The organism is Limnobaculum parvum (genome assembly GCF_003096015.2).
GTDB lineage: Bacteria > Pseudomonadota > Gammaproteobacteria > Enterobacterales > Enterobacteriaceae > Limnobaculum > Limnobaculum parvum.
In genome coordinates this window covers 2,079,195-2,102,378 of sequence record NZ_CP029185.2, presented here as the reverse complement: position 1 = coordinate 2,102,378, position 23,184 = coordinate 2,079,195, and the positions used below count along the sequence as shown (strand labels likewise).

The 23,184-nt window shown below is 45.0% G+C and carries 17 protein-coding genes and 1 pseudogene; 6 read left to right on the top strand and 12 right to left on the bottom strand.

The genetic code is table 11. From position 1 onward, the window contains the following. The first annotated feature begins 231 nt into the window (after nt 1–231). Together folE and yeiB are read left to right on the top strand one after the other, a co-directional pair. Nucleotides 232–903: a GTP cyclohydrolase I FolE gene (gene folE, locus HYN51_RS08720; RefSeq protein WP_108899677.1), complete on the top strand. Its 672-nt coding sequence runs from the start codon at nt 232–234 to the stop codon at nt 901–903. A gap of 14 nt (nt 904–917) precedes the next feature. After that, nucleotides 918–2,108 carry a DUF418 domain-containing protein YeiB gene (yeiB, locus tag HYN51_RS08715; protein ID WP_329958615.1) on the top strand — a complete coding sequence of 397 codons (1,191 nt, stop codon included), beginning with the start codon at nt 918–920 and terminating at the stop codon, nt 2,106–2,108. Between the two features lie 106 nt (nt 2,109–2,214). Here yeiB and sanA read toward each other — a convergent pair whose 3' ends face one another. From sanA to HYN51_RS08695, 4 genes are all read right to left on the bottom strand, one after another. Beyond that, a complete protein-coding gene (sanA, locus tag HYN51_RS08710) occupies nt 2,215–2,967 on the bottom strand; it encodes an outer membrane permeability protein SanA (RefSeq protein WP_108902006.1) in 753 nt (250 codons plus the stop codon). 205 nt (nt 2,968–3,172) lie between these two features. Next, nucleotides 3,173–4,870 carry an NAD-dependent malic enzyme gene (locus HYN51_RS08705; RefSeq protein WP_108899676.1) on the bottom strand — a complete coding sequence of 566 codons (1,698 nt, stop codon included), beginning with the start codon at nt 4,868–4,870 and terminating at the stop codon, nt 3,173–3,175. A gap of 305 nt (nt 4,871–5,175) precedes the next feature. Further along, nucleotides 5,176–5,859 carry a CidB/LrgB family autolysis modulator gene (locus tag HYN51_RS08700; RefSeq protein ID WP_192878479.1) on the bottom strand — a complete coding sequence of 228 codons (684 nt, stop codon included), beginning with the start codon at nt 5,857–5,859 and terminating at the stop codon, nt 5,176–5,178. Beyond that, a complete protein-coding gene (locus tag HYN51_RS08695) occupies nt 5,859–6,254 on the bottom strand; it encodes a CidA/LrgA family protein (RefSeq protein ID WP_108899674.1) in 396 nt (131 codons plus the stop codon). The genes HYN51_RS08700 and HYN51_RS08695 overlap by 1 nt, the downstream gene beginning before the upstream one ends. 455 nt (nt 6,255–6,709) lie before the next feature. Between HYN51_RS08695 and HYN51_RS08690 the strand changes: the two genes are divergently transcribed. Together HYN51_RS08690 and HYN51_RS08685 are read left to right on the top strand one after the other, a co-directional pair. Continuing rightward, entirely contained in the window at nt 6,710–6,922 is a 213-nt protein-coding gene (locus HYN51_RS08690; protein ID WP_108899673.1) for a hypothetical protein, read from the top strand. After that, nucleotides 6,912–8,342, top strand: a complete 1,431-nt coding sequence (locus HYN51_RS08685) for an APC family permease (RefSeq protein WP_329958614.1) — start codon at nt 6,912–6,914, stop codon at nt 8,340–8,342. Before HYN51_RS08690 ends, HYN51_RS08685 begins: the two co-directional genes overlap by 11 nt. A 69-nt stretch (nt 8,343–8,411) precedes the next feature. Here the strand turns inward: HYN51_RS08685 and allS are convergent, their stop codons facing one another. The 5 genes and pseudogenes from allS to HYN51_RS08660 all read right to left on the bottom strand — a co-directional run bounded on the left by allS (nt 8,412) and on the right by HYN51_RS08660 (nt 14,445). Then, nucleotides 8,412–9,347 (bottom strand): HTH-type transcriptional activator AllS, encoded by a 936-nt coding sequence (allS, locus tag HYN51_RS08680; RefSeq protein ID WP_108899671.1) that lies wholly within the window; start codon nt 9,345–9,347, stop codon nt 8,412–8,414. Then, nucleotides 9,313–10,185 carry a DUF2877 domain-containing protein gene (locus HYN51_RS08675; protein ID WP_108899670.1) on the bottom strand — a complete coding sequence of 291 codons (873 nt, stop codon included), beginning with the start codon at nt 10,183–10,185 and terminating at the stop codon, nt 9,313–9,315. The genes allS and HYN51_RS08675 overlap by 35 nt, the downstream gene beginning before the upstream one ends. A gap of 57 nt (nt 10,186–10,242) precedes the next feature. Beyond that, nucleotides 10,243–11,507, bottom strand: a pseudogene (locus tag HYN51_RS08670) (DUF1116 domain-containing protein). A gap of 31 nt (nt 11,508–11,538) precedes the next feature. Then, the gene (gene fdrA, locus HYN51_RS08665) at nt 11,539–13,206 is read right to left on the bottom strand and encodes an acyl-CoA synthetase FdrA (protein ID WP_108899669.1); all 1,668 of its coding nucleotides are present in this window, start codon (nt 13,204–13,206) and stop codon (nt 11,539–11,541) included. Nucleotides 13,207–13,221: 15 nt separating this feature from the next. After that, a complete protein-coding gene (locus HYN51_RS08660; RefSeq protein WP_108899668.1) occupies nt 13,222–14,445 on the bottom strand; it encodes an MFS transporter in 1,224 nt (407 codons plus the stop codon). A 363-nt stretch (nt 14,446–14,808) separates the two neighbouring features. On the opposite strand from HYN51_RS08660, the gene HYN51_RS08655 reads away from it, so the two are divergent. Then, on the top strand, nt 14,809–15,735 hold the full coding sequence (locus tag HYN51_RS08655; RefSeq protein ID WP_108899667.1) for a carbamate kinase: 927 nt from the start codon (nt 14,809–14,811) through the stop codon (nt 15,733–15,735). Nucleotides 15,736–15,858: 123 nt separating this feature from the next. Here the strand turns inward: HYN51_RS08655 and sbcB are convergent, their stop codons facing one another. Further along, nucleotides 15,859–17,289, bottom strand: a complete 1,431-nt coding sequence (sbcB, locus tag HYN51_RS08650) for an exodeoxyribonuclease I (RefSeq protein WP_108899666.1) — start codon at nt 17,287–17,289, stop codon at nt 15,859–15,861. Nucleotides 17,290–17,731: 442 nt separating this feature from the next. Between sbcB and HYN51_RS08645 the strand changes: the two genes are divergently transcribed. Next, on the top strand, nt 17,732–18,379 hold the full coding sequence (locus HYN51_RS08645; protein WP_108899665.1) for an ion transporter: 648 nt from the start codon (nt 17,732–17,734) through the stop codon (nt 18,377–18,379). A 58-nt stretch (nt 18,380–18,437) separates the two neighbouring features. On the opposite strand, the gene fucO is transcribed toward HYN51_RS08645, so the two are convergent. Together fucO and HYN51_RS08635 are read right to left on the bottom strand one after the other, a co-directional pair. After that, nucleotides 18,438–19,589 carry a lactaldehyde reductase gene (gene fucO / locus HYN51_RS08640; protein ID WP_108899664.1) on the bottom strand — a complete coding sequence of 384 codons (1,152 nt, stop codon included), beginning with the start codon at nt 19,587–19,589 and terminating at the stop codon, nt 18,438–18,440. 472 nt (nt 19,590–20,061) lie between these two features. After that, nucleotides 20,062–22,926 carry an autotransporter outer membrane beta-barrel domain-containing protein gene (locus tag HYN51_RS08635; RefSeq protein ID WP_230513957.1) on the bottom strand — a complete coding sequence of 955 codons (2,865 nt, stop codon included), beginning with the start codon at nt 22,924–22,926 and terminating at the stop codon, nt 20,062–20,064. Between the last annotated feature and the right edge of the window lie 258 nt (nt 22,927–23,184).

Below are 23,184 nucleotides of genomic sequence, written 5' to 3'. Positions count from 1 at the left end.
CCCACAATTTGTTGAGATATGGGCTTTGCCGGTAACCATTCGTGACGCGGGTTTAAAACCCGAGAGGGCGATCGGGAATCTCTCGAATGTCAATTGTGCACCCAGCTTAAAATATCTTCTCATTTAACAATATTTCTACAGAATGCTGGATAAACCGCGTCGGCTAAATTACAGTGTCAGGCTTAAGGTGTGATCCTTATCAAAGATATTGCCATAGGTTGGAGAGCGACGATGTCATCCCTGAGTAAAGAAGCGATGTTAGTTCATGCAGCATTAGAAGCCAGAGGACTGGAGACCCCACTACGAGGTCAACCTTTGGATGCCAATACGCGCAAACAGAAAATTGAGGAGCATATGACTTCGATTATGCAGTTGCTCAATTTGGATCTGTCCGATGATAGTTTGGCAGAAACCCCCAAGCGTATTGCTAAAATGTATGTGGATGAGATTTTCTCCGGCCTGGATTACGCAAACTTCCCTAAAATCACCTTGATTGAAAACAAAATGAAAGTGGATGAAATGGTAACCGTTCGGGATATCACCCTGACCAGCACCTGCGAACATCATTTTGTGACTATCGACGGTAAAGCAACGGTAGCTTATATCCCTAAAGATTACGTCATTGGCCTGTCAAAAATTAACCGTATTGTTCAGTTCTTCTCTCAGCGCCCTCAGGTGCAGGAGCGATTAACTCAGCAAATTTTGCTAGCGCTACAAACGCTGCTGGGAACCGCTAACGTAGCGGTGTCCATTGATGCTATCCATTATTGTGTGAAATCTCGCGGTGTGTGTGATGCCACCAGCTCCACCAGTACGACATCAATCGGCGGCATTTTTAAAAGTAATCCAAGTACCCGTCAGGAATTTCTCCGGGCAGTACGCCATTCCCCACACCATATGTGATTGTGCTTTTTCCTGTGCAACACAATGAAAACCTGTCAGTACAGAATAACGGGAAGGTATTAATACCTTCCCGTCGTTTTGAACAGTTGGATAGCGCCAGAGGGCTGGCGCTGTTAGGCATTCTGGTGATGAATATAGGCGGGTTTGGCTTACCTAAGTCTGCCTATATGAATCCTGCCTATCTTGGTATGCCTTCTTTCAGTGATGGTCTGGTTTGGTCACTGCTCAGCACTTTTGTGCAGGGTACCTTTCTGGCGATGTTTGCCATGCTGTTTGGTGCGGGCTTGCAATTACTGAGTAAACGTAGCGCAGGGTGGAATACCTCGCGCCTGTTTTGGCTGGCTTTGCTTGGTTTTTGTCATAGCGTTTATCTGTGGGACGGTGACATTCTGCTGACTTATGGTCTGGTCGGTCTTGGCAGCATGGTGATTATTCGTACCACCTCTACATCCCGTAGCCTGATGCGTACCGGCATTCTGCTTTATATTATCGGATTGGCGATCATGCTATGGCTGGGTTTTCAGCCGGGCAGTGGATTTAGTGATGATTGGACACCATCACCTAATACGCTGAATTATGAGACCACATGGAAACTGGATGGGGGCGAACTGGCTCATGCTGTTCGTCTAGAAATGACGTTAATGACCCAGTTCTCTGTGATTTTCCAGTATGGCTGGGAACTGACAGGGCTGATGCTGATTGGCGCTGCATTGCTTCACAACGGCTGGCTACTAGGCAACGCTTCTTTAATCGATTATCGCCGTCAGGGTTGGATTCTGTTCACACTTTCGCTGTTGATTCATATTCCTGCGATGCTGATGCAGTGGTGGACAAAATGGGATTTTATTATTGCCGGATACTATCTTCAAGTTCCCAAAGAGCTTGCCGCTACGCTACAGGGTCTTGCCTATCTGGCGTTATGGTATGGTTATGGTCAGTCGATTAACATGTCAAAAGCCAATGCCGTTTTGTCACGGATAGGGCGGATGACGTTGAGTAATTATCTGTTGCAAACGTTAATCTGTACGACCCTATTTTATCATTATGGTTGGTATCGCCATTTCGACCGCTTGGAATTATTGGCTATGGTGCCGGTTATCTGGTGTGTAAATATTCTATTTTCACTGCTGTGGCTGAAGTATTTCAAACAAGGGCCGATAGAATGGCTATGGCGACGGTTAACGAGTTTAGTGGCTGTTGAGTGATCAATTGAAAAGAATATTTTTTACCAGCAACTGAGAGTCTTCTGACCGTAAAGACAACAATACTTAAATCACGACGGTACCTAGTCGAAAAACCATGCTCTTCCCATTAATGCCCAGAAGCTCTGGCGTTCCTCAATGGTGGCACCGTATTCCAATCTTCCAGTTCAAATAGCTGCTCCGGTGATACGGCCGGGTAGTCTTGCACATCGCCTTCCAGATTATAAGGTGTAGGGATCGGCACCATCGGACCAAGAAACCGAGGTTCACGTTTCAGAATATAGAGATCCGTCAAGGCACCCAGCCGAGCTACCACTTCACGGGCGCGTACCATAAACATATTTTTGGGTGAAGGAACCGCATAGCATTGGGCTTTAATGCCACTATGCAAGGCGATAAACAGGGCGCGTTCACAGTGAAAACGTTGAGTGATGATGGTGAACTCATTGGCACCAAACACTTTGCGCGTGCGAATAATGGAGTCCAAAGTGCGGAACCCTGCATAGTCGAGAACAATATCTGAGGTCGGAACACCGGCTTGGATGAAGTCCTTACGCATGGTGATGGGTTCGTTATAGTTTAACTGAGCATTATCACCACTGAGCAAAAGGTAGCTGATTTTATTACTGTTATACAGGTTAACTGCACCTTGAATACGGAATTTGTAGTACTGATTGATCACGCCCGTCCGTACATATTTGGAGGTGCCAAGCACTACGCCGATATGGCTTGCGGGTAGCTCTTCGATGTTATCGTACACATAAGGGGCAGTTCGCCAACTAATCCAGCGATCGAGCAGCAGAGCGGTGCACAGCATTAATGCCAGCAACACTAACAGGCCATATATCAATCGTTTCAATATCATAGTTGGTTCATAGTTGATGATTTTAAAATGGTGACAGTTCTCAAGGCTACTTTACGGCAAGACCGAAAACAAGATGGCTTAAACTAAAAAATTGCTAAGCAATGAGTAAATTATTCGTAATGGAGAGAAAAACGAGCCTTTTAGAGGCTGTCGTCAATCAATAACGGCCCTAAACCAGAGCCGCCATTGAAAAATAACAACATCAGAACGATGTTCGTTTATACCGGCGATACTGCGGATCCCAGAAATTATTATCGATTTCTCGCTGCAAGGCCTCATCAGAAGTCAAAACCGCAACAGATTCCAATTGTGCCATTTTAGCCACCTTCAGCGCGATATAGCGGGAAACCTGCTGAATATCATCCACTTCAGGTAACAGCGCACCTTCGCCGTGTTTAGCCAGCGGTGAACAGTCTGCCAGTGCGCGGCTGGCCGCCATTAGCATACCGTCAGTAACTCGACTGGCTTTAGAAGCCAGTACACCAAGGCCGATACCTGGGAAAATATACGAGTTATTACACTGGGCGATGGGGTAGACTTTGTCTTTGTATATCACCGGAGAGAAAGGACTGCCGGTGGCAACTAATGCCGCGCCGTCGGTCCAGTTGAGAATATCTTCAGGGCGACCTTCAACCCGAGAGGTCGGGTTAGACAGCGGTAGTACAATCGGTTGGGCACAATGTTTGTGCATTTCTCGAATGATTTCTTCAGTAAACAGGCCTGCCTGACCCGATACGCCAATCAATACCGTTGGTTTTGCGTTACGTACGACTTCCAACAGTGAAATAGCTTCATTTTCGGTATGCCAGTGGTTGAGTAATTCATGTTTTTGTACCAGCTTAGACTGAAACTCAAGCAGGTTTGGCATTTTGTCAGTTAATAAACCAAAGCGGTCGACCATAAATACCCGCTCTCTGGCTTCATTTTCGCTTAGCCCTTCAGTGACCATTTGGGCGATGATCTGTTCTGCTATACCACAACCCGCAGAACCCGCACCGAGGAATACTACGGTCTGATCTTTCATATGGCTATGGGCAGCATGACTGGCCGCAATTAAACTACCCAGCGTAACGGCAGCGGTGCCCTGAATATCATCGTTAAAGCAGCAAAGCTCATTACGATAGCGGTTAAGCAGCGGCGTAGCGGTCTGCTGTGCGAAGTCTTCAAATTGCAGCAGAACGTTTGGCCAGCGGCGTTTTACCGCACGGATAAAGGCATCAACAAACTCAAAATATTCGTCACCGGTAATACGTGGATGACGCCAGCCCATATACAACGGATCGTTCAGGCATTGTTGGTTGTTGGTTCCGACATCCAGAACCACCGGAAGGGTATACGCCGGGCTGATACCACCACAGGCACAATAAAGAGAGAGTTTCCCAATGGGAATCCCCATACCGCCAATGCCCTGATCGCCCAGACCAAGAATACGTTCACCGTCGGTGACCACAATCACTTTGACGTTTTGTTTAGTGGCGTTTTGTAGCATGTCATCAATATTGTCTTTATTCGGATAGGAGATGAACAGGCCACGATGACGACGATAGATGTCAGAGAAGTGCTCACAAGCCTCGCCAACCGTTGGCGTGTAGATCACCGGCATCATTTCGCTCATGTGATCTTCGATCAGGCGATAGAACAGGGTTTCGTTAGTATCCTGAATGTTACGCAAGTAGATATGTTTATCGATATCTGTTTTGAACCCCAAAAATTGCTTATAGGCACGTTCAGTTTGTTCTTCGATGGTTTCAATTGCTTCAGGCAACAGACCGTGGAGGTTAAAGTTACTGCGTTCTTCCTCGGTGAAAGCGCTACCTTTATTCAGCAGTGGGGTTTCAAGTAGGGCAGGACCAGCATAGGGAATATATAGCGGACGTTTACTTTCGTGTTCCAGTTCCATGAAATTAGCTCTTTTAGATCAGGTATAAAGGAGAGTCGGGCAACGATGACCCGTAATCGTTCGCCGATTTTAGGAAACTCAACACAAATGTACAATCAATGTTACTAATATATGGATATTTTGTTGAATATTGAGATCCAAACGACATTAATCACGAATTGGCGATTTAGGGTCTTCAGACGCGAGGTTACCTCAAAAATTTCTGTTTTTTCGTCATGACCGTGAAAAAATTTAGATAAAATAGGGGAATAGCAATTTCCGTTGTTTCTATTGTTTTTAGTCATTAAGGAAAATTATTTTATCAATTAGCCAAACAGTTTTACTAACAGTGGAAAAACAAAAGGTGCCGACAGTGAAGTAATAATACCGCAGATGACTAGGGCTAAAGAGCTATAGGCACCTTCCTGATAATCTTCTTCTGCACAGCGGGCAGTACCGAGGGCGTGAGCGGTTGAACCGATAGCTAATCCTCTGGCGGCCGGCGTTTTTATCTTCAGCAGGTTGAGTATTGGGTGACCCAATACCGCACCAAATATACCCACAAACATAACGCAAATAGCGCTGATGGCTGGAATACCGTGAATAGATTCGGCTGTTGCCATAGCGATTGGTGTGGTGACCGATTTTGGTAATACCGAAGCCGCAATTTCTGGAGAAGCCCCAAGAAATAATGCAGCGGCGGTGCCGGTAATCATGGCAACCAGACTACCAACCAGGCAGATTGTAATGATTGATTTCCAGCGTTGGCGTATTTGATGCAACTGTTCATACAGTGGGAAAGCCAAAGCCACCACGGCGGGCTGTAACAGATTGTTCAGTAGTGAACTGCCTTCAAAGTAGCTGTCGTAGCGAGTATGGGTCAGTAATAAAACAGGAATAATAATAAACAGCGAAATCAACAGTGGATTAAGTAACGGCTGTTTTAACTTAATCGCCAGTTGGCGAGCGCCATAAAATGCAACCAAAGTCAGAGGAATAGCCCACCACATCATAATGTTTCCTTATCAGATTTCATTTGTCTGATGCCGTGCATATAGTGGGAGGCGTAGCCAACGACCAACATGGTTATCAAGCTGCTGACTAAACAGGAAATGACTAAAGGGCCAAATTGGCTCACTAGCTGAGAGTAGTACTTCATTACTCCTACACTAATGGGTACAAACAGCAGAGCCATATGCCGAATAAACAGGTAACAGCCGGGTTTTACCCAGTTGGACGGTAATATTTGAGTGGAGAGCAGAGTAAAAAGTAACAGCATACCAATAATGCTACCCGGAATTTTCAGGGGAAGTAGGGTAGAAATGGCGTTGCCGGCTAACAGACAAAGATATATTAGAATAAAGGCTCGGAGGTATTGCCAGCAGTGTCTCAGGAACGGCAGCATAAAAAGTCCCTCTGCATTAAAATTGGATTTATCATACAATTTAACTGTGTTAATGCGCTATTGATCACACAATAAATGCAATAAATCATCGTTTCAAATCATTTCTATAAAGTATCAAATCGAACATTTCTACGATTAGTATAAAACAAAAGATAGGTCGGTCATTATTTTTCAAATTAATTCATGCTATTTATTGTTTATTAAATAGTTTCTCTGTGCTTTCACTAACAGTGATAAATATTTATTTTGCACCCTTGGCAAGGGGGGGGTTGTGGTGCAAAATGCATCGGATAGTGAATAACCGACGTAAAATGACGTTGGTTATTTTTTTGCATCCGACCAGGGAAAAATGGTTATAAATCTTGAGGATATTAGATTTATAGGGCTTGTTCCGAGGTTAATAAATATTCACTTATACCGCTTAATTCCGGTAACTTATTGAATAAGGAATAAAAATGAAAAACGCCCTGTTTAAACCACCTCTCTGCGTTGGTAATCAATACCGCCGCAACGACTATGGCGCTCGGCAAATCCCACGCCTGACCAACCGATGCTATACCCCCTTAAATTTTAGCCGCTCGCTATGTTATTCCCCTGCGGCCTCTCTGCTTTGTGCGTTGTTGAGTAAAAAAGTTGAGAGCATGGGGGAATATGGCTATGTCTACTAGTCTTTCTGCAACCACTATACCTGTCGCTAACCGCGTTCAACTTAAACGTTCACTAAAACTATGGCAAATCGTTGTCATCGGTTTGGCGTACTTGACGCCAATGACCGTATTCGACTCGTTTGTGATCGTTTCCGGCAAGACAGAAGGCCACGTCCCAAGCGCTTATATTCTGGCATTAGTTGCTGTGCTGTTTACGGCTATCAGCTATGGCAAATTGGTGCGACAGTTTCCGGAAGCGGGCTCGGCATATACTTATTCGCAAAAGGCGATAAATCCGTATGTTGGCTTTATGGTGGGTTGGTTATCATTGATGGACTATATGTTTCTGCCAATGATTAACACGCTGCTGGCAAAAATATATTTGTCGGCACTGTTCCCTGAAGTTGCTTCATGGATATGGGTTGTCGGCTTTGTTTTTATCATGACGGTAATTAACCTGCGTAGCGTTAACTGGGTGGCAAACCTGAATATGATCCTGGTGTTTTTCCAGATTGCTATTCTGATTGCGTTTGTTTATTTGGTTTGGGAAGGATTGCATCTCGGTGATGCGGGCCGATCTCAGGTTGATATCACCAGACCGTTCTTCTCCAGCGAAGCGAAAATGGTGCCAATTATTGCCGGTGCGACGGTACTTTGCTTTTCGTTTCTTGGCTTTGATGCGGTAAGTACGTTGTCAGAAGAGACGCCAGATCCTAAACGCGTAATCCCTAAAGCGATCTTTTTGACGGCGCTGTATGGTGGCATCATTTTTGTTACGGTCTCTTTTTTTATTCAGCTCTATTTTCCAGATTTAGCCGTGTTGAACGATCCGGATAACGCGACGCCAGAAATCGCACTGTACGTTGGCGGCAAGATGTTCCAGTTTATTCTACTGTGCTGTACGGTCGTGGGGGCATTGGCTTCAGGCCTGGCTTCTCATGCCAGTATTGCCCGACTGTTGTATGTGATGGGGCGCGACAATGTGCTGCCAGAAAGAATTTTTGGTTATGTACATCCAAAATGGAAAACGCCAGTAACGAATATCCTACTGGTTGGCGTAGTGGCTCTGGCGGCTTTGTTTCTCGATCTAGAGAGTGCTATTTCGTTGATTAACTTTGGTGCGCTGGTTGCTTTCAGTTTTGTGAATATCTCGGTTATCTGGTTTTTCTTTGTGCGTCAGAAACGTAATAAAAGCGCCAAGGATATTTTCAGTTTCCTGATCCTTCCGCTGATTGGTGCCGTGATGATTGTGATTCTGTGGTTGAATTTGGAAAAAGACTCATTGCGTCTTGGTCTGATTTGGGGCGGACTGGGTCTGTTGTATCTGGTGTATATCACCCGTGGATTCCGCCGTCCGGTGCCGACGCTGGGGGCTAATCGGGGTACCACCACACCGCCATTACTGCCAGATAATGGCGATATCATGACTGAAACTAAATAATCCACAGTGAACATCTGACAGGGCGTCGAAATGTATGGCGCCTTTTTTATTTCTCATCTGCCAGTATCACTACTCCAGATTAGGGTATCGATCGATATTGGTCAGAAAGCCGGTGATTTTTTCATCATTATGTCTAAATAACGAGACGATTTCCCGTACTGCTTTACCCGTGCGTTCATGATGGATCCAGGCCAAAGAGAGCGGTGACGGTTGGCGTTTATTCTCGACCTCTTTGGTTATTAACTGACCATTATCAATATAATGTTGGCACAGATTTTTCGGCAGAAAACCGATACCCATTCCTTGCAAATGGCACTCCAGCTTAGTTTGTAAATCCGGAACTTTAATCTCTTTCTGACCGGGTAGCAGCCAGGCTATTCGTTTGGTGAGCTTGAGTGAGGTGTCTTCAATATTGATGGCCGGGTAGGCGCGCAGCATGTTATCGGTGAGGGCTCCACTTCGGGTAGCTAACGGGTGAGTAGGGGATAGAACAAATACCCAGCTCACTTCGCCAAAAGGCAGCAAACGAATCGTATTGGAGAGCGACTCTGAACCGGTAACCCCGATAGCAAGTTGAAAATCATCATGCAGCATGGCATCCCAGACCCCCATATAAACCTGACGTGAGAGTCGAAACTGAGTAAAAGGAAAACGCTGGTGCAGCCAATTAAGTAGTTTTGCTGCGGTGCTGGCGTTATATAGCAGGTTATTCACCACGAGATTAACTTGGCGCTCTACACCGTCGTTAATTTGATTAAGCTCATCTGGCATGCCATCTATCCAACTTAGCCATTGATGGCAGCGCTCCAATAGGTGATTACCCGCCGGGGTCAGAGAAACGGTACGAGTGGTACGCAAAAATAGCTGAGTGCCTAGATTTTCTTCCAGCATCTTGATCCGATAGCTGATTGCCGCAGGCGTTTTATGCAAATTTTCTGCCGCTTTAGAAAAACTTTTGCTTTCAGCCACCTTAATAAAGGTTCGTAATGTTTCCTGATCGAGCATAGGGCGGATCCTTTTGGAAGTTTAACGTAAGCCAGCAAAGTGCAACGTGCATACCCAGCAGTGTGTCTGCACCTGAAGTATGACCATGCTGTAACACCCTATCTACGACATGTTGTGTCATGAGCGACGAACGGGCTAAACAGTGTAGCAAATGAGTTAGGGATGATGAGTAATGACCGAGTGTAGCATGGTGTAAATAGCACGCGCTGACTTCAGTGGTTAATAAACATAACGCTTTTGTTGAGCCATTAATTAGCGGTACCTGGTGTAAATAGTCGCGTAACGTTGGAATACAGTGCAGGACAGCCATCGCACCAATCAGCATATCGTCCCCACTGGGGGTAAGCCCTGGCCCCAGCCCAATGATTGATTGCCACTGGGGCTGTCGCCCCTCAAACCAATCAGTAAGTTGCCGATGCAAATGGGCAACCAAAGGTGATAGGGTGGATATTGCTTGATTTAGATTGCCCAACAGTCCCGTAGGATGGGAAGCGCCAAGCAATAAGGTAGATAAAGTGGGCCAAACGGCTGGCGATAGAATCGGAAGGCGTAAGGTCATATAACGCTGAGGGGAAATCAGTAGGTTATTTGGCGAATAAAGTCCCTCTTGGTTCATGGTGAGCCGATCACCGATCTTCAACTGTTGATGTAATTGGTCAAAATCAGCGGTGCGTAATAGCCATCCCATAGGGCTAAAGCCATGTCCATAGCGGTGCAACGTTAAGAGTTCACCTTTGGCGTTTTGTAAATTGATAGCCTGATTGAAGCGGCTATGGCAGGTTAATGTATCGGGCTGTAATGGGGAAAAGGCACTGACCGCCAGTGTGACACGAGGCATATCTATTTCTCCCTACAGGGTGCCGTGAGGCACCCGTGAAAGATGATATTGGTGCGGTTATTCAACCTGAATGTTCATCGATTCAGCTAATGCTTCCAGCGCGCGTTCAAAGCAGGGCAGCGGTGCGCGTACCGTACCGGCACCTACCTGACCGACACCCGCTTCTTTATGGGCAATGCCGGTGTTGATTAATGGGGTAATTCCAGTTTCCACCACCCGACGAATGTCCAGACCCACACAAGCCCCCAGAAAGTTCCAAGATGGAATTTGCAGTAACGGGTTATGTTGCAAGTAGATTTCGCTCATTTCTTCCGATGTTTCCTGCGCTGCATCCATGCCGCCAGCACCGACAAAACGGGTGACGCCAGGCGCGGCAATCATTGCGACAGCACCTACACCAAAGGTTTCAGTAATGGCGCTGTCACCGATATCTGGGTTGGCGTCATGTTGACTAAAACCGGTAAAGAACAGTCCCTGAGGGGTATTGACCGGTGCGGTAAACCAGCGATCGCCCAATCCGCTAACGCGGATACCAAAATCTCGACCATTACGTGTCATGGCGGTGACAATAGAGCCTGCTTTGATGTCGGCGGCAGCGTCCATGACCACTTTACAGTAAGCCATTGCCAGATTGAGGAAGAACTGGTCAGTTACGCTAAGAAACTGTAGCACTTCGCCCAAACGCCCTTTATCGCCATCCTGACGAGCAATAGAAGGGGCTAGAATTCGCATCAATAATGCCGATGCGGCAATATTACGTTGGTGAAATTCATCCCCCATAGTAATGGCCTGTGCCATCAGAGCGTTGAGGTCGATACCGTCTTCCATTTCGCTCAATGCCTGCTGTAGCACCGGAGCCAGAGTATCTCGCATCCAGCGTAAGCGCCGTTGTACATCATCACCATAGGCACCGAAACGCATCACTTTGCCAATCCCCTCGTTCAGATTGCAGTATGCGGTATTGCCGTGGATTCTATTTTTGACTTCAACAACTGGCATATTGGCTGAGGTGATCCCCCCATTGGTCCTACCGCATTGACGTGATGGCAAGGGATAAATTTAATTTCCCCCTTATCCAGCAGATTCAGAGCCTGTTGTTCATTTTCCGCCCAGCCCTCAAACAGGCTGGCACCGATACAGGCTCCACGCATTGGCCCAGTCATATCTTGCCATTGAATGGGGGGGCCAGCATGCAACAGCACTTTTCCCTGCGCCAGTTCAGGAATAACATCGCGTGCGGTGCGTACACCAACCCAGTATGGGCGAGCCTCTTTGATACGTTCAATGATGGCTGTATTAGCTTCAGAAATAGATGCATACATGATTTGGAACCCTCTCAATAATTCGATGTTATTAATTTAATTTTTTCAGCAAAGCGGCTAGATACTGATTGCCGCTGGCGATAGGGGCCCATTGATAATGAACAACAGGGCAGCCGGAAGTCTGTAAGTCCTGAGCAAAGCTACGTAGGCCAGCGTTAATCACTTTTACGCCTTGTAGTAGCGGTGGTATTACGCTTTGCTCATGGAATTGGTGACGGGTAATCACATGGTGTGCCAGCAATACTGCTTCTTGCAGGGTATTCATCACCACAATATCGCCATTGATCAGGGCATCAATTTGTTCGGCGCGCGGTTGAGGGTCTTGCTGAGTTCCGGTTACTGTTGCGATCACCACCAATGGATGTTCGCTGCCCCGGGCCGCCCGAACTTGATTGACCGCTTCGACAACCGCAAAAGCTGGATCTTCACAGGCACCATATCCCAATACTACATCTAACAGCAGTACGCCCACCTCAGGTTGATTTGCCAGCTTTTGGATCTCTAATGAACGAGTGGTCGGGTCAATCATGGGATGTGGGCGACCGACGGTGTAAACATCATCACCGAGATCGATCAGCTTATGGCCCTGTGCATCAAGCATAATGCCCTGATAGTGATGTTTATCGGTTTCTGCCCCAATCTGCTCCGCCAGCAGCATTGCCGCTTCTGCGGCTAATGTGCCACCGGCATACAGACCAAGGATTTTTCTTTCTGCCACATTGGGTTGATTAGCGGCTATCTCTTCCACATTAGCCAACATTACAGCGAGCTGTGCTGCTTCTGCCAGTGAACTTGCTAGCCACACATTACCGTCATGGCGTTTTTCCGGTTTAGCGCCTAAAAATAGGGCCACCACCGGTTTAGCGATGGATTTCATGGTTGCCAGTACTTTCAGGCGAACGCTTTCTGCTGGTGGTTTGGACACAAAAGCCAGTACTTTACTCTGGCTATCCATTGCCAGCATCTCAAGGGCGCTCAGTGCGCTGATTCCACCGACTTCAGCACTCAGATCGCGTCCGCCGAGTCCTAATGCATGAGTTACTCCCTGACGTAGCAGAGCAATTTGGGAGGTGAGTTCTTGAATGCCGGTGCCTGAAGCGCCAATCACACCAATACTGCCTTTGGGCAGCACATTGGCAAAAGCCAGAGGTGCTCCGGCAATCATGGCTGTTCCGCAGTCGGGCCCCATCACTAATAGTCCTTTCGCTCGGGCATTTTGTTTCAGTGCAATTTCTTGCTCAAGGGAAACGTTATCGGAAAACAGCATGACATTTTTACCATCATCTAACCCTTGCTGTGCCAGCTCTGCGGCATATTCACCGGCAATGGAGATAAGTAGCAGGTTAGCGTCAGGCAACTTTTGCTGTGAGCTTTCCCAACGGCGCGCTTTTTGTAGATGCTGACCTCCGCGCTGGCCTTGAGCAATGGTGTTCAACTCGTTTTCCAGTGAAGTACGGATGACATCAATAATATCGGTCATCTCTTCATGAGTACGAATCGCCGCACAGATATCGTTCGGGGTTGCGGTAGCGAAATCTGAATGCCAGAAGCCGGTCGCCTCTAAGAGCGCTTTATTCGCGGGGGTGCCCATCATAACGGAAACCTCATCCACTCCCTGAGAAGCGCTCAATTTTCGGGAGATGAGCATTAGGCTGACCGAGTCCTGAAAACTCCCTTTTTTTACAAAAGCGTAAATCATTGTGTGACCTCCAGATTATTTCTTTTCTTTTAAGAACAACATACCAACCAAACCAATGACCAATAGGATGGCGGAGAGATAGAAGCCGGAGGCCAGACTACCGGTGATATCGCGGGCCGCACCGGTGATGATAGGCGCCAGAATGGAGGAGCTCATTCCGATAAAGTTGAACAGGCCAAATGCGGTACTGTAGTTGTTTTCATCAACACTATCGGCAACCAGTGCGACTAGCACCGGATCGAGGGCTAGCTTTCCGACCAGACCATAAATACACAGAGCGATAACGACACCGGTCATGCTTGGCATCCAGACAATGGATAACAGGCTCAGAGTGGCAAGAGGAACCAGAATCAGAATTAACGGTTTGCGTTTACCTAAACGGTCGGAAATGGAAGAGAAGATTAAGGCTCCAGGAATAGAAATCCAGGCGACTAATGAAGAGATAAAGCCTGTCTCGTTACCAGGAATGCCCCGCTCACTTTGTAGATAATAGGGAAGCCAGGTCAGAATGACGAAGAATCCAAACAGGCTGCAAAATACCATCAAGTAGACGCGCAACAAATTACGGTTTTTCAACAGATCGCCGAGCTTACCTTTTTTAATCGGTGCGCCATCGGCACTGGTTTGTGTTTTCTTTTTCTCTTTAATAAAGAACCAGATAGCTAAACCAGTCAAAATGCTGGGGATCGCCATAACGTAAAATGGCATACGCCAGCTGTGACCCTGATCGTAAACTAACCAACTGGATGACATCAGACCGAGCGCAATACCAAACGCCATACCGCTGTTAATAATGGCACTGCCAAGAGATCGGTATTTTTTCGGAATTTGTTCAGATGAGAGGCCATATTGAGGGCCATAATAAGTGCCTTCCCCGGCACCGGTTACCACGCGGGCGAATAATAGCGTTGTCCAGCTTTTGGCCCAGCCGGTGACGGCGGTAAATACGCCAAACAGTAAGAACCCCGGAATCAATACTTTTTTCTTACCGATTTTATCCCCTAGGACACCGGCGGGAACTTGTAATAAAGCATAAGAAAAATAAAATACTGAATTTAAAACGCCGAGTTGAGTTCCGGTTAAACTAAACTCTTTTTCTAATTCACCCATAACAGGATTTAATATTGTTCGGTCAGCATACATAAATATCCAACCTAACCAGAATAAGAAAATAGTTACCCACCATGCGGGTATTCCTGTTCTTTGTGGTGTTGCCACGTCATTAACTGAGTCTGACATATATACTCCATGTTTTAATATTATTTAATCTGTTTAATTACGATCTCTATCTTGTCTACTAATCAATAATTGGGGATGTGAAAAACAGGTTATGTCAGTGAAATTATATGAATTAGTGATGTTTTCAGGTGAGGTGTATCACATTTATTTTATTGTGATGTAATTTTATTTATTCTTGTTTTTATTATTAAAAAATTTTTAAAAGTATTTTATTAAATAAATTTAAATAAAGAGGTTAATGTTATTTTTAATTGTATAATATTTTTTATATATTAATTAATTCCCATCTAGATCACATTTTGTTTTCATATTAAATATATTTTCTCTGTCTGAATTTATTTCTATTCATGTCATGAGGCGAAAATGAAAAAGACATTAGTGATTGCATTAGGTGGTAATGCATTATTACAACGAGGCGAAGTATTATCTGCTCAGAATCAATATAAAAATATTGAACAGGTTGCCAGTGTTGTCGCGGCATTGGCCCCAGAATATCGGTTAGTGATTGTACATGGTAATGGTCCGCAGGTTGGTTTATTGGCGCTGCAAAATCAGGCCTGCGACCTGACTCCGCCTTACCCATTAGATATTTTGGTGGCGGAAACTCAGGGAATGCTGGGTTATATGATCGCTCAGACGCTGGGACAGAGGCCGAGAATGCCAATGATTAGCTGCTTATTGACGCGCATTGAGGTTGATCCTGCGGATATCGCGTTTAACGAGCCCAGCAAATTTATTGGCCCGATTTATCAACCTTCGCAAGAACAGGAGATGGTCGCTAACTATGGTTATCAGATGAAGCGCGACGGACAATATTTACGTCGCGTCGTTGCTTCTCCCCGGCCACTACGCGTATTGGAAATTGATGTCATTCGCCATTTGTTATTTCAGGGAAATGTGGTTATCTGTGGCGGTGGTGGTGGCATACCGGTAGCTCCCAATGAACAGGGTTTTGTTGGCGTAGAAGCGGTGATTGATAAAGATCTGGCGGCGGCCTTACTGGCAAAAGAGTTAAATGCAGAATATCTGATGATATTGACGGATGCTGATGCAGTATATCAAGACTGGGGAACACCACAGGCTCGGGCTTTACGTAACGTAACGGTAGAAACGCTACGTCCATTTTCCGCGCCTGACGGCTCTATGGGGCCTAAAGCACAGGCTGTGATTGAGTTTGTTGAACAGACGGGAAAAACAGCATTTATTGGTGCTTTAAAAGATGCCGCTGAAATTTTAAAGGGAAATAAAGGAACAAAGGTGGTCGGCACTCAGGAAGCGCTGGTGAGTTAGCCAATTATCCCTGTCGCATTATGCTTATAGAAAGGCGATGGATAATGCGGCAGGGAAGTACTCTGCCCTGAACCACAGAATCTATGCGCCTTCTTTGCAGATGGCGCAGCACAATGGGAGAGACTAGCCAACCAGTTGTTCAGCGTAGCGGAATAGCGCCTTAAGCTGGGAGACTTTATCTGTATTATCGCTGTGTAACTGAGCTAATTGCTCAATTTTGGCGATGTATTTCTCCAGACGTTCCGGACTTAACATCTCCTGACGATGCGCTAGCCAGCGTCGTTGTTCTGCATCATCCAGCGTTTTGGGATAGTTACGGGCGCGGTAGCGGAACAATAGGGTTTCGAGTCGGTTATCGCTAAAGGCCAAACTTAATGCCGGCAGATTTTCTGGTTTAGTGCGCTGAATTATGCCAATTGCTGCGCGATCCGCATCGCTGAAAAAACCATCATACAATCGGCCATCTACATCAGTTGGCGGCGTAAACGGCGTTGCTTCACTGAAGATAGCCATCACTTTTTCGCGGAGGTCCGGGCTTTGACGCAGTAATTGAAGATTGGCCAGACAGCGCTGACGGTCAATACCTAAGCGATCTGCATTTTCCGGCAACAGTGTTTTGGCTGGGGCTAAGATCGGGCACTTATTAGTATGAACCAGCTTTAACGGAACAGGCGATTCTCCTTCGTTAAGCTCATCACGACGAGTGTAGAGGCGTGTCCGCAGGGTATCGGCATCCAACTCCAGCAACGGGGTCATATCCCCGGCTAAGTCGCAGACAATGACCGCATTACTGTTATCTGGATGCCAGGCCAGTGGCGCAATCCAGCTTGTGTTACCCCGCAATGCACCAAACATACCGGAGACGTGAACCAGCGGGGTCATTTCAGCGATATCAATGAGGTTAGCAACTTTTCGTTTGTTTCTTAATTGGTACAAATAATCGAACAGTTTTGGTTGAGCCTGCTTAACCAGCTTCGCCATAGCGATAGTGGCGTAAACATCAGACATCGCGTCATGAGCGTGGGTATGTTCTACACCGTTGGCTTTGGTGAGGTGCTCCAGCTTAAAGCTGGGTAAGCCTTCATCGTTAAGCGGCCACTGAATGCCATCGGGTCGCAGGGCATAACAGGCTCGCATCACATCCAACAGATCCCAGCGAGAATTACCATTTTGCCAGCTATAAGCGTAAGGATCGTAGAAGTTACGGTAAAAAATATTACGGCTAACTTCATCATCAAAGCGAATATTGTTGTAGCCTAAAATACAGGTATTTGGCGTGCTGAAACTATCGTGAATCTGACGGGCAAACTCGGCTTCGACGAGACCTTTACTCAGTGCTTCCTGAGGTGTGATACCGGTAATCATGACTGCATCAGGATCTGGCAGGTAGTCATTGGTAGGCTTACAATAAATGACTAATGGCTCAGCGATGATATTGAAATCACTGTCGGTACGGATGCCAGCAAACTGAGCAGGGCGATCGTAGGATGGACTAATACCGAAAGTCTCATAATCATGCACGTAAAAAGTTGGCTGGTCTGCTGGTTTTTTCATCTTACGATTAATCTTTAGTTGTCTGCTGGTTATCTGATTTTAAGCCAATAAGGATAACATCAAATATTGAATCAATCGGCAGATTTTATAGCGGGTGATTCAAGGTATCGAGAAGTGCGAAGCCGGTTGGAATTAACAGGCTATTTTCTTAATGAAAAATTATTGGTGTTTATATCATTACAATGAGTAATTAAATGATATAACTAACCGTATTGTTCCTTTTAATTCCATCATCATGGTTAATGCATTTTATGTCTGAAACTGCACATTCTTATTATCAGACTAAACGCCGGATTTATCTGCTGTGCTTTAGTATCAAAACCCCGATGGGAAAAACTATTTCCCTGCTCTGGGGTGGGGTTGCATTACTTAGCGTGCTGATTGAGTTTATGCGTATGGGGGGCTGGGATTTAGTTATAGCAACCCGGCGTTTTACCATCAGATGGATATCATCTTTGTTTTGTTATTTTCCTTTGAATATCTTATGCGGCTTTGGGTGACTCCTAAGTTCGTGGGTTATCCGACGTCAGTCATGGGAGCGATTGATTTAGTTACCACACTTAGCCTTTATTTTATTTTGTTACTTCCTGATCTACTGCCGCATTATGAGAACCTGTTGAGACTGGGGCGTATTCTCTGCATTTTGCGCCTGTTTAAGCTGTTGGGGGTGATGGATGATGTGGCGTTTTTCCGTCGTTGTATTTTGAAGGCCAGAAGTAAGTTATTTCTGTTTTTATTCAGCATTGCGATAGTGGCAATGATGAGTGGTGGCATTATGTTTGTGATAGAAGGCCCCAAAAATGGATTTACCAATTTGGGCGCTTCAATCTATTGGGCGGTGGTGACGCTGGCTACCGTTGGTTATGGAGATATTACTCCTCATACCTCGATTGGTCGGGTTATCACCTCCATGCTGATTATATTGGGCTACCTTTCACTGGCGATACCTACCAGTATTCTTTCTGCTTATGTCATAGCGGAAAGAGATCGTAAATTTTCTTTTAGCTGTCCGTCATGTAAACACACGGGACACGAACGGGATGCTCGATATTGTAAATGTTGTGGCGGAAAGTTGAGCCTCAATGATTGAAATGAAGAAAAGCCCTTTAGGGTGACTAAAGGGCTTCAGCATTAAGTTAGTACAGTGATTAATAAATAGCGCGATACAACGCTTTAATTTCTTCTACGTTTGTATCCCGCGGGTTACCACCGGTACATACATCGTCAAAGGCAGCCTGAGCCAACGCATCAATATCACTCTCTTTCACGCCAACATCACGCAGTTTGGTTGGGATACCCACATCTTTACTCAGTTGCTTAACCGCATCAATTGCGGCTTCACGCACCTCTGCCAGCGGTAGATTGGCTGCGTTTTTAACCCCCATTGCCACTGCGATAGCGCGGAACTTATCACCAGTGAAATCAGCGTTGTAAGCCATGATATGCGGTAGCAGAATGGCGTTAGCCACGCCGTGAGGCGTATCATAAAAGGCGCCTAATGGGTGCGCCATCCCGTGGACTAAGCCCAAACCTACGTTAGAGAAGCCCATACCGGCAATATATTGGCCCAACGCCATATCTTCTACGCCAGCGGCATCACCTTTTACCGATGCGCGCAGAGAGCGGGCGATAATCTCAATCGCCTTCAGATGCATCATATCCGTTAATTCCCAAGCGCCTTTGGTGGTATAACCTTCGATGGCATGGGTCAGGGCATCAATCCCGGTAGCGGCTTTTAGCGAGGCAGGCATGCTGGCCATCATTTCTGAATCGATAATGGCAATAACTGGAATATCATGAGGGTCAACGCAGACAAACTTGCGGCGCTTTTCTTCGTCGGTAATCACATAGTTAATGGTAACTTCAGCGGCGGTACCTGCGGTGGTAGGAATAGCTATCATTGGGATGCTGGCTTTCTTGGTCGGAGCTACACCTTCAAGGCTTCTTACGTCAGCATACTCAGGGTTATTGATGATAATACCAATGGCTTTACAGGTATCCTGTGGGGAGCCACCACCAACGGCGATCAGGTAGTCAGCTCCTGACTGTTTAAACTTGGTTACGCCTTTTTGCACCACGGTAATGGTTGGGTTAGGGATAACATCATCAAATATTTCGTAAGGCAGTTTAGCCTCATCCAGCAGTTTGCTAACTTTCGTTGCCACACCGAACTTAATCAGATCTTTATCGGTCACCAGCAGCGCTTTTTTGAATCCGCGTTTTTTCACTTCATCCACAATATGGGAAATGGCTCCAGCACCAAAGTAGGAGGTTTCATTGAGGATCATTCTATTTGCCATGTTATAGCTCCATAAGATTGTTATATTTAAAAGCGATTAAAAATGAATCAATTCTTGAGGTCGTCAAAATTGGCCGTTAATCCGGTTGTCCAGCCAGTTGAACCGAACTCTATGTCTATGAACTTAGAGTAATTAACTTTCTCGCCAGAAAATTGATATAGGTTAGGAAAGGAGGGGAACAGTTTTTTTTCGTTATTATTTTCAGAAAAAAAGAATAAACATGAATGTCAGGCTGTAAAACAAAATATCTGACTATAGCCCAATGGAATGGCTAGCAATAAGGTGGCTATTCGGTATGTTTTATTGGTTTTCTGATTTCTACTATCGAAAATATTCAGGCGCGTGCGAGCGATGACTGCGGTGGAGGATCAGCGTTAGGATTTGAAGTCGGTAGTGCGGGATAAACCAGAAAGAATAAATGAAAAAGCCAGCGAAGCGCTGGCTTTTGAGATAGCAGGGTATTATTTGATTATCAGAAGCTATATTTAACGGCTAATATCGCTTGAGTATCGCTATATGAATGTGTACCAAGTTGTTGAGCGACATTGCCCCATAAGGTCAAATTATTATTGATCTTGCCTTCCACACCCAGCTTAATTTCGCCGATGTTTTTAGCGCCATCCTGAACATTACGGTTGTCATTCATTTTCACCGCAAAGTCATTAACATTATGGATCCAGTTAGCTTCAACAAATGGTTGGAAAGTACGATCTTTACCATCATCAACTGGATGATGACCGTTTTCATAGAGCTTAACACCTAACCGAGTCATGATATTATTGGCATCATCTTGAACAACGTAAGTTCCGTTACTCTCATGGTGGCCATTTGCATCAACGCCCATCCACACGACTTGTGCTTTAGGCTGTAGCCAGTAGCTGGCATGCTCATTCTCACCGAGTTTGAAACTGTATCCACTTTCGATTGAAGCCGTAATACCGCTGGATTTATATTTCTCAGTAGCCAGCTCTTCGCCTTTTACTTCGTTATTAAACCAGTTGTAAAGAACCCACGTGTCAGTATAGGCTCCACTCTTATCTTCGTTATTGGCATACCAAGTTCCGTACATACCGGCACTGTAACCATCAATACTACCCTTTGATGAATAAGAATCGATACGAGAGCGGGTGCTATTTTGGCTATTCGCATAACCAGCCATAACGCCAAGATGCCAGCGGTCTAAATCATTATTGCTCCATTGAGCTACATCACCACCTAGTTGCACGACATAACGGTTTCCAGTGGTTTTCAGTTGGTCATCACCACTTTTGAACTGGTTATGACCACCAATATTGCGCAGCCACATACTTGTAACTTTGCTTTCATTGGTCAGAACGTCGGTATATTGAGTTTCACCTAAGCGGTCATGCAATCGGGACATGAATAATGTATTTGCTGCGACGAGGTTAGCCAAATAACTTCCTGATTCTGGACGATATACGTTATTATTAATCGCTGGAGTCACTGGGTCTGACGCCGGTTCTACAGGTACAACGGGCTCAGGAGTAGGTTCTGGCGTTGGCTCAGGAATAGGTTCAGGATCTGGTTGCTTGTAATCAGAAACTAAATACCAGTTATTTGCATTTGCACCATTTAAGGTTGCACCTGAACGCACGAAATATTCATAAGCACCAGCAACAATACGACCACCATTACGGAAAGAACCGGCAGAATTACCGTTAACCTCAACGATTTCTATTCCTGTATTGGTTAATGCACCATTTCCACCAATATTATTAATAACAACATCTGTGCTGCCAGAGGTATTACCTTTGACGATTAGTTTATCAGTCGCTGAAGCATCATCAGCCAATACAGTATTAAGAACCAAGGTACCGTTATTACTGTTGTAGTCGCCGTTAACAATCAGTGTTTTTGGGGTGAAAGACGCATTATCTGATGGTTTTTCATATCGTAACGTTGATCCATTCAGCGTTAAGTTGCTCAGGGATGAGTTATTGATCATATCCCAGGAGCTACCGTTACCATTCAGATTTAAATTCAACACACCATTATTCGTGGTGGATGTGGTGCCCCATATATAAGATTGGTCTGCGGTTGAAATATCAATATTACCACCAGAAGAGACCATTCTTCCGTACGCGGTAAGTTTTCCACCGTTGGTATTGATTGATGAACCAGTGGAAGAGTACATTGACCAATATGTTGGATTTTTAGAATATTCACTACCCAAGCTAGCATCACCATTTAATGTGATATTGCTGGTTCCTGTTGAATAAACATAGGCCACAGTATTGGTTGGTAGAATTAATGAATCTGCTGAAAAATCAGCTTTAAAATTACCATCTACAGTAATGGAAGATGATTGAGTAGCAGCAATCGTTGTTAAACCATAAAATGAATTCTTTTCAGTCGACTTATTGTTAAAATTAACCGACATATTATTCAACTTAAGGTCGCTTCTTATTGCAGTAGCACCATAGTATTTTGTATTTTTTGACAGTGGTTCCGCGTTAATATTAACATTAACATCACCACCCAGATCGATAGTATAAACAGACGTATTATATTTATTTTTATCTTCGCCTAACACACTATAAATATATGAATCACTGCTATTTCCTGTTACAGAGACATCTGTTTTACCATCTGACTTCAGATATCCAGTTAAAGAATATAAACCGATAGCCGTAGATGCATTATTCTTTGTTGATACATTAACAGTGGCATCATTATAAGTAATGGCTGCACCTTCAGCATCAATACCTCGAGCACTGCTACCACCAACAGATGTTATATCCAGACGGTCAGCTTTGATTTGGTATCCGGTATCATTACAGGCATCGCTTCCCCCAGAGAGAGCACCCGGGTAGCACTGGGCCAAAAGCGCTGAAGCTTTGCCTAATTCATTAGAGACATTAATGGTCGTCTTTCCGCTAAGGTCAATCAGACTGTTGTCTGCAGCCAACCATATGTCATTCACAATACCTAATGTGAAGAAACTACTGTTCTTATATGTAGATGAAACACTTAAATTATCAGCGATAACGCTGTTGTTATTACCTCTGGCATAAATTCCATAAGCGTAATTATTTTGGCCAGGGGAGGTTGATATCACTGTGGAATTTGAACCTAAATTAAGAGAACCATCATTCCATGCATATATTGGCGCCGGGGAGCCATTACCTATGCCATTGTCATTAACGATGATGGAACCATTATTTGCAACAGATACGGTATTTCCTGAAAATATGATTCCATCAATGGTGGAACCATCACTAATAACTGTACTATTTGTGATAACTTGAGCGTGTAGATAATTGCTTGCACAAGCACTGGTAAGAATAACGAGTGCTTTTAATGGAAATTTACGCATGTAACCCCTGAGAACTAAACTTTTTTACCAATCTGGTTAAATACCTACGGATTGCTTTTTAGCTAATCAAATCTCAAAACTACCTAATAACAGGTATTTCGATTAATCTAATAAGTTTCATATCCAGATTGTTTTCATCCATAAAGATTAAAAAATCTTCCCTTTGCAACTTTAGAACTAGTTGGCGAACTTAATCTATTTTAAATAAAAACTTATAGCAACTGATTTTTTTTGTTTTACTTGGGTTATCTATTTTTT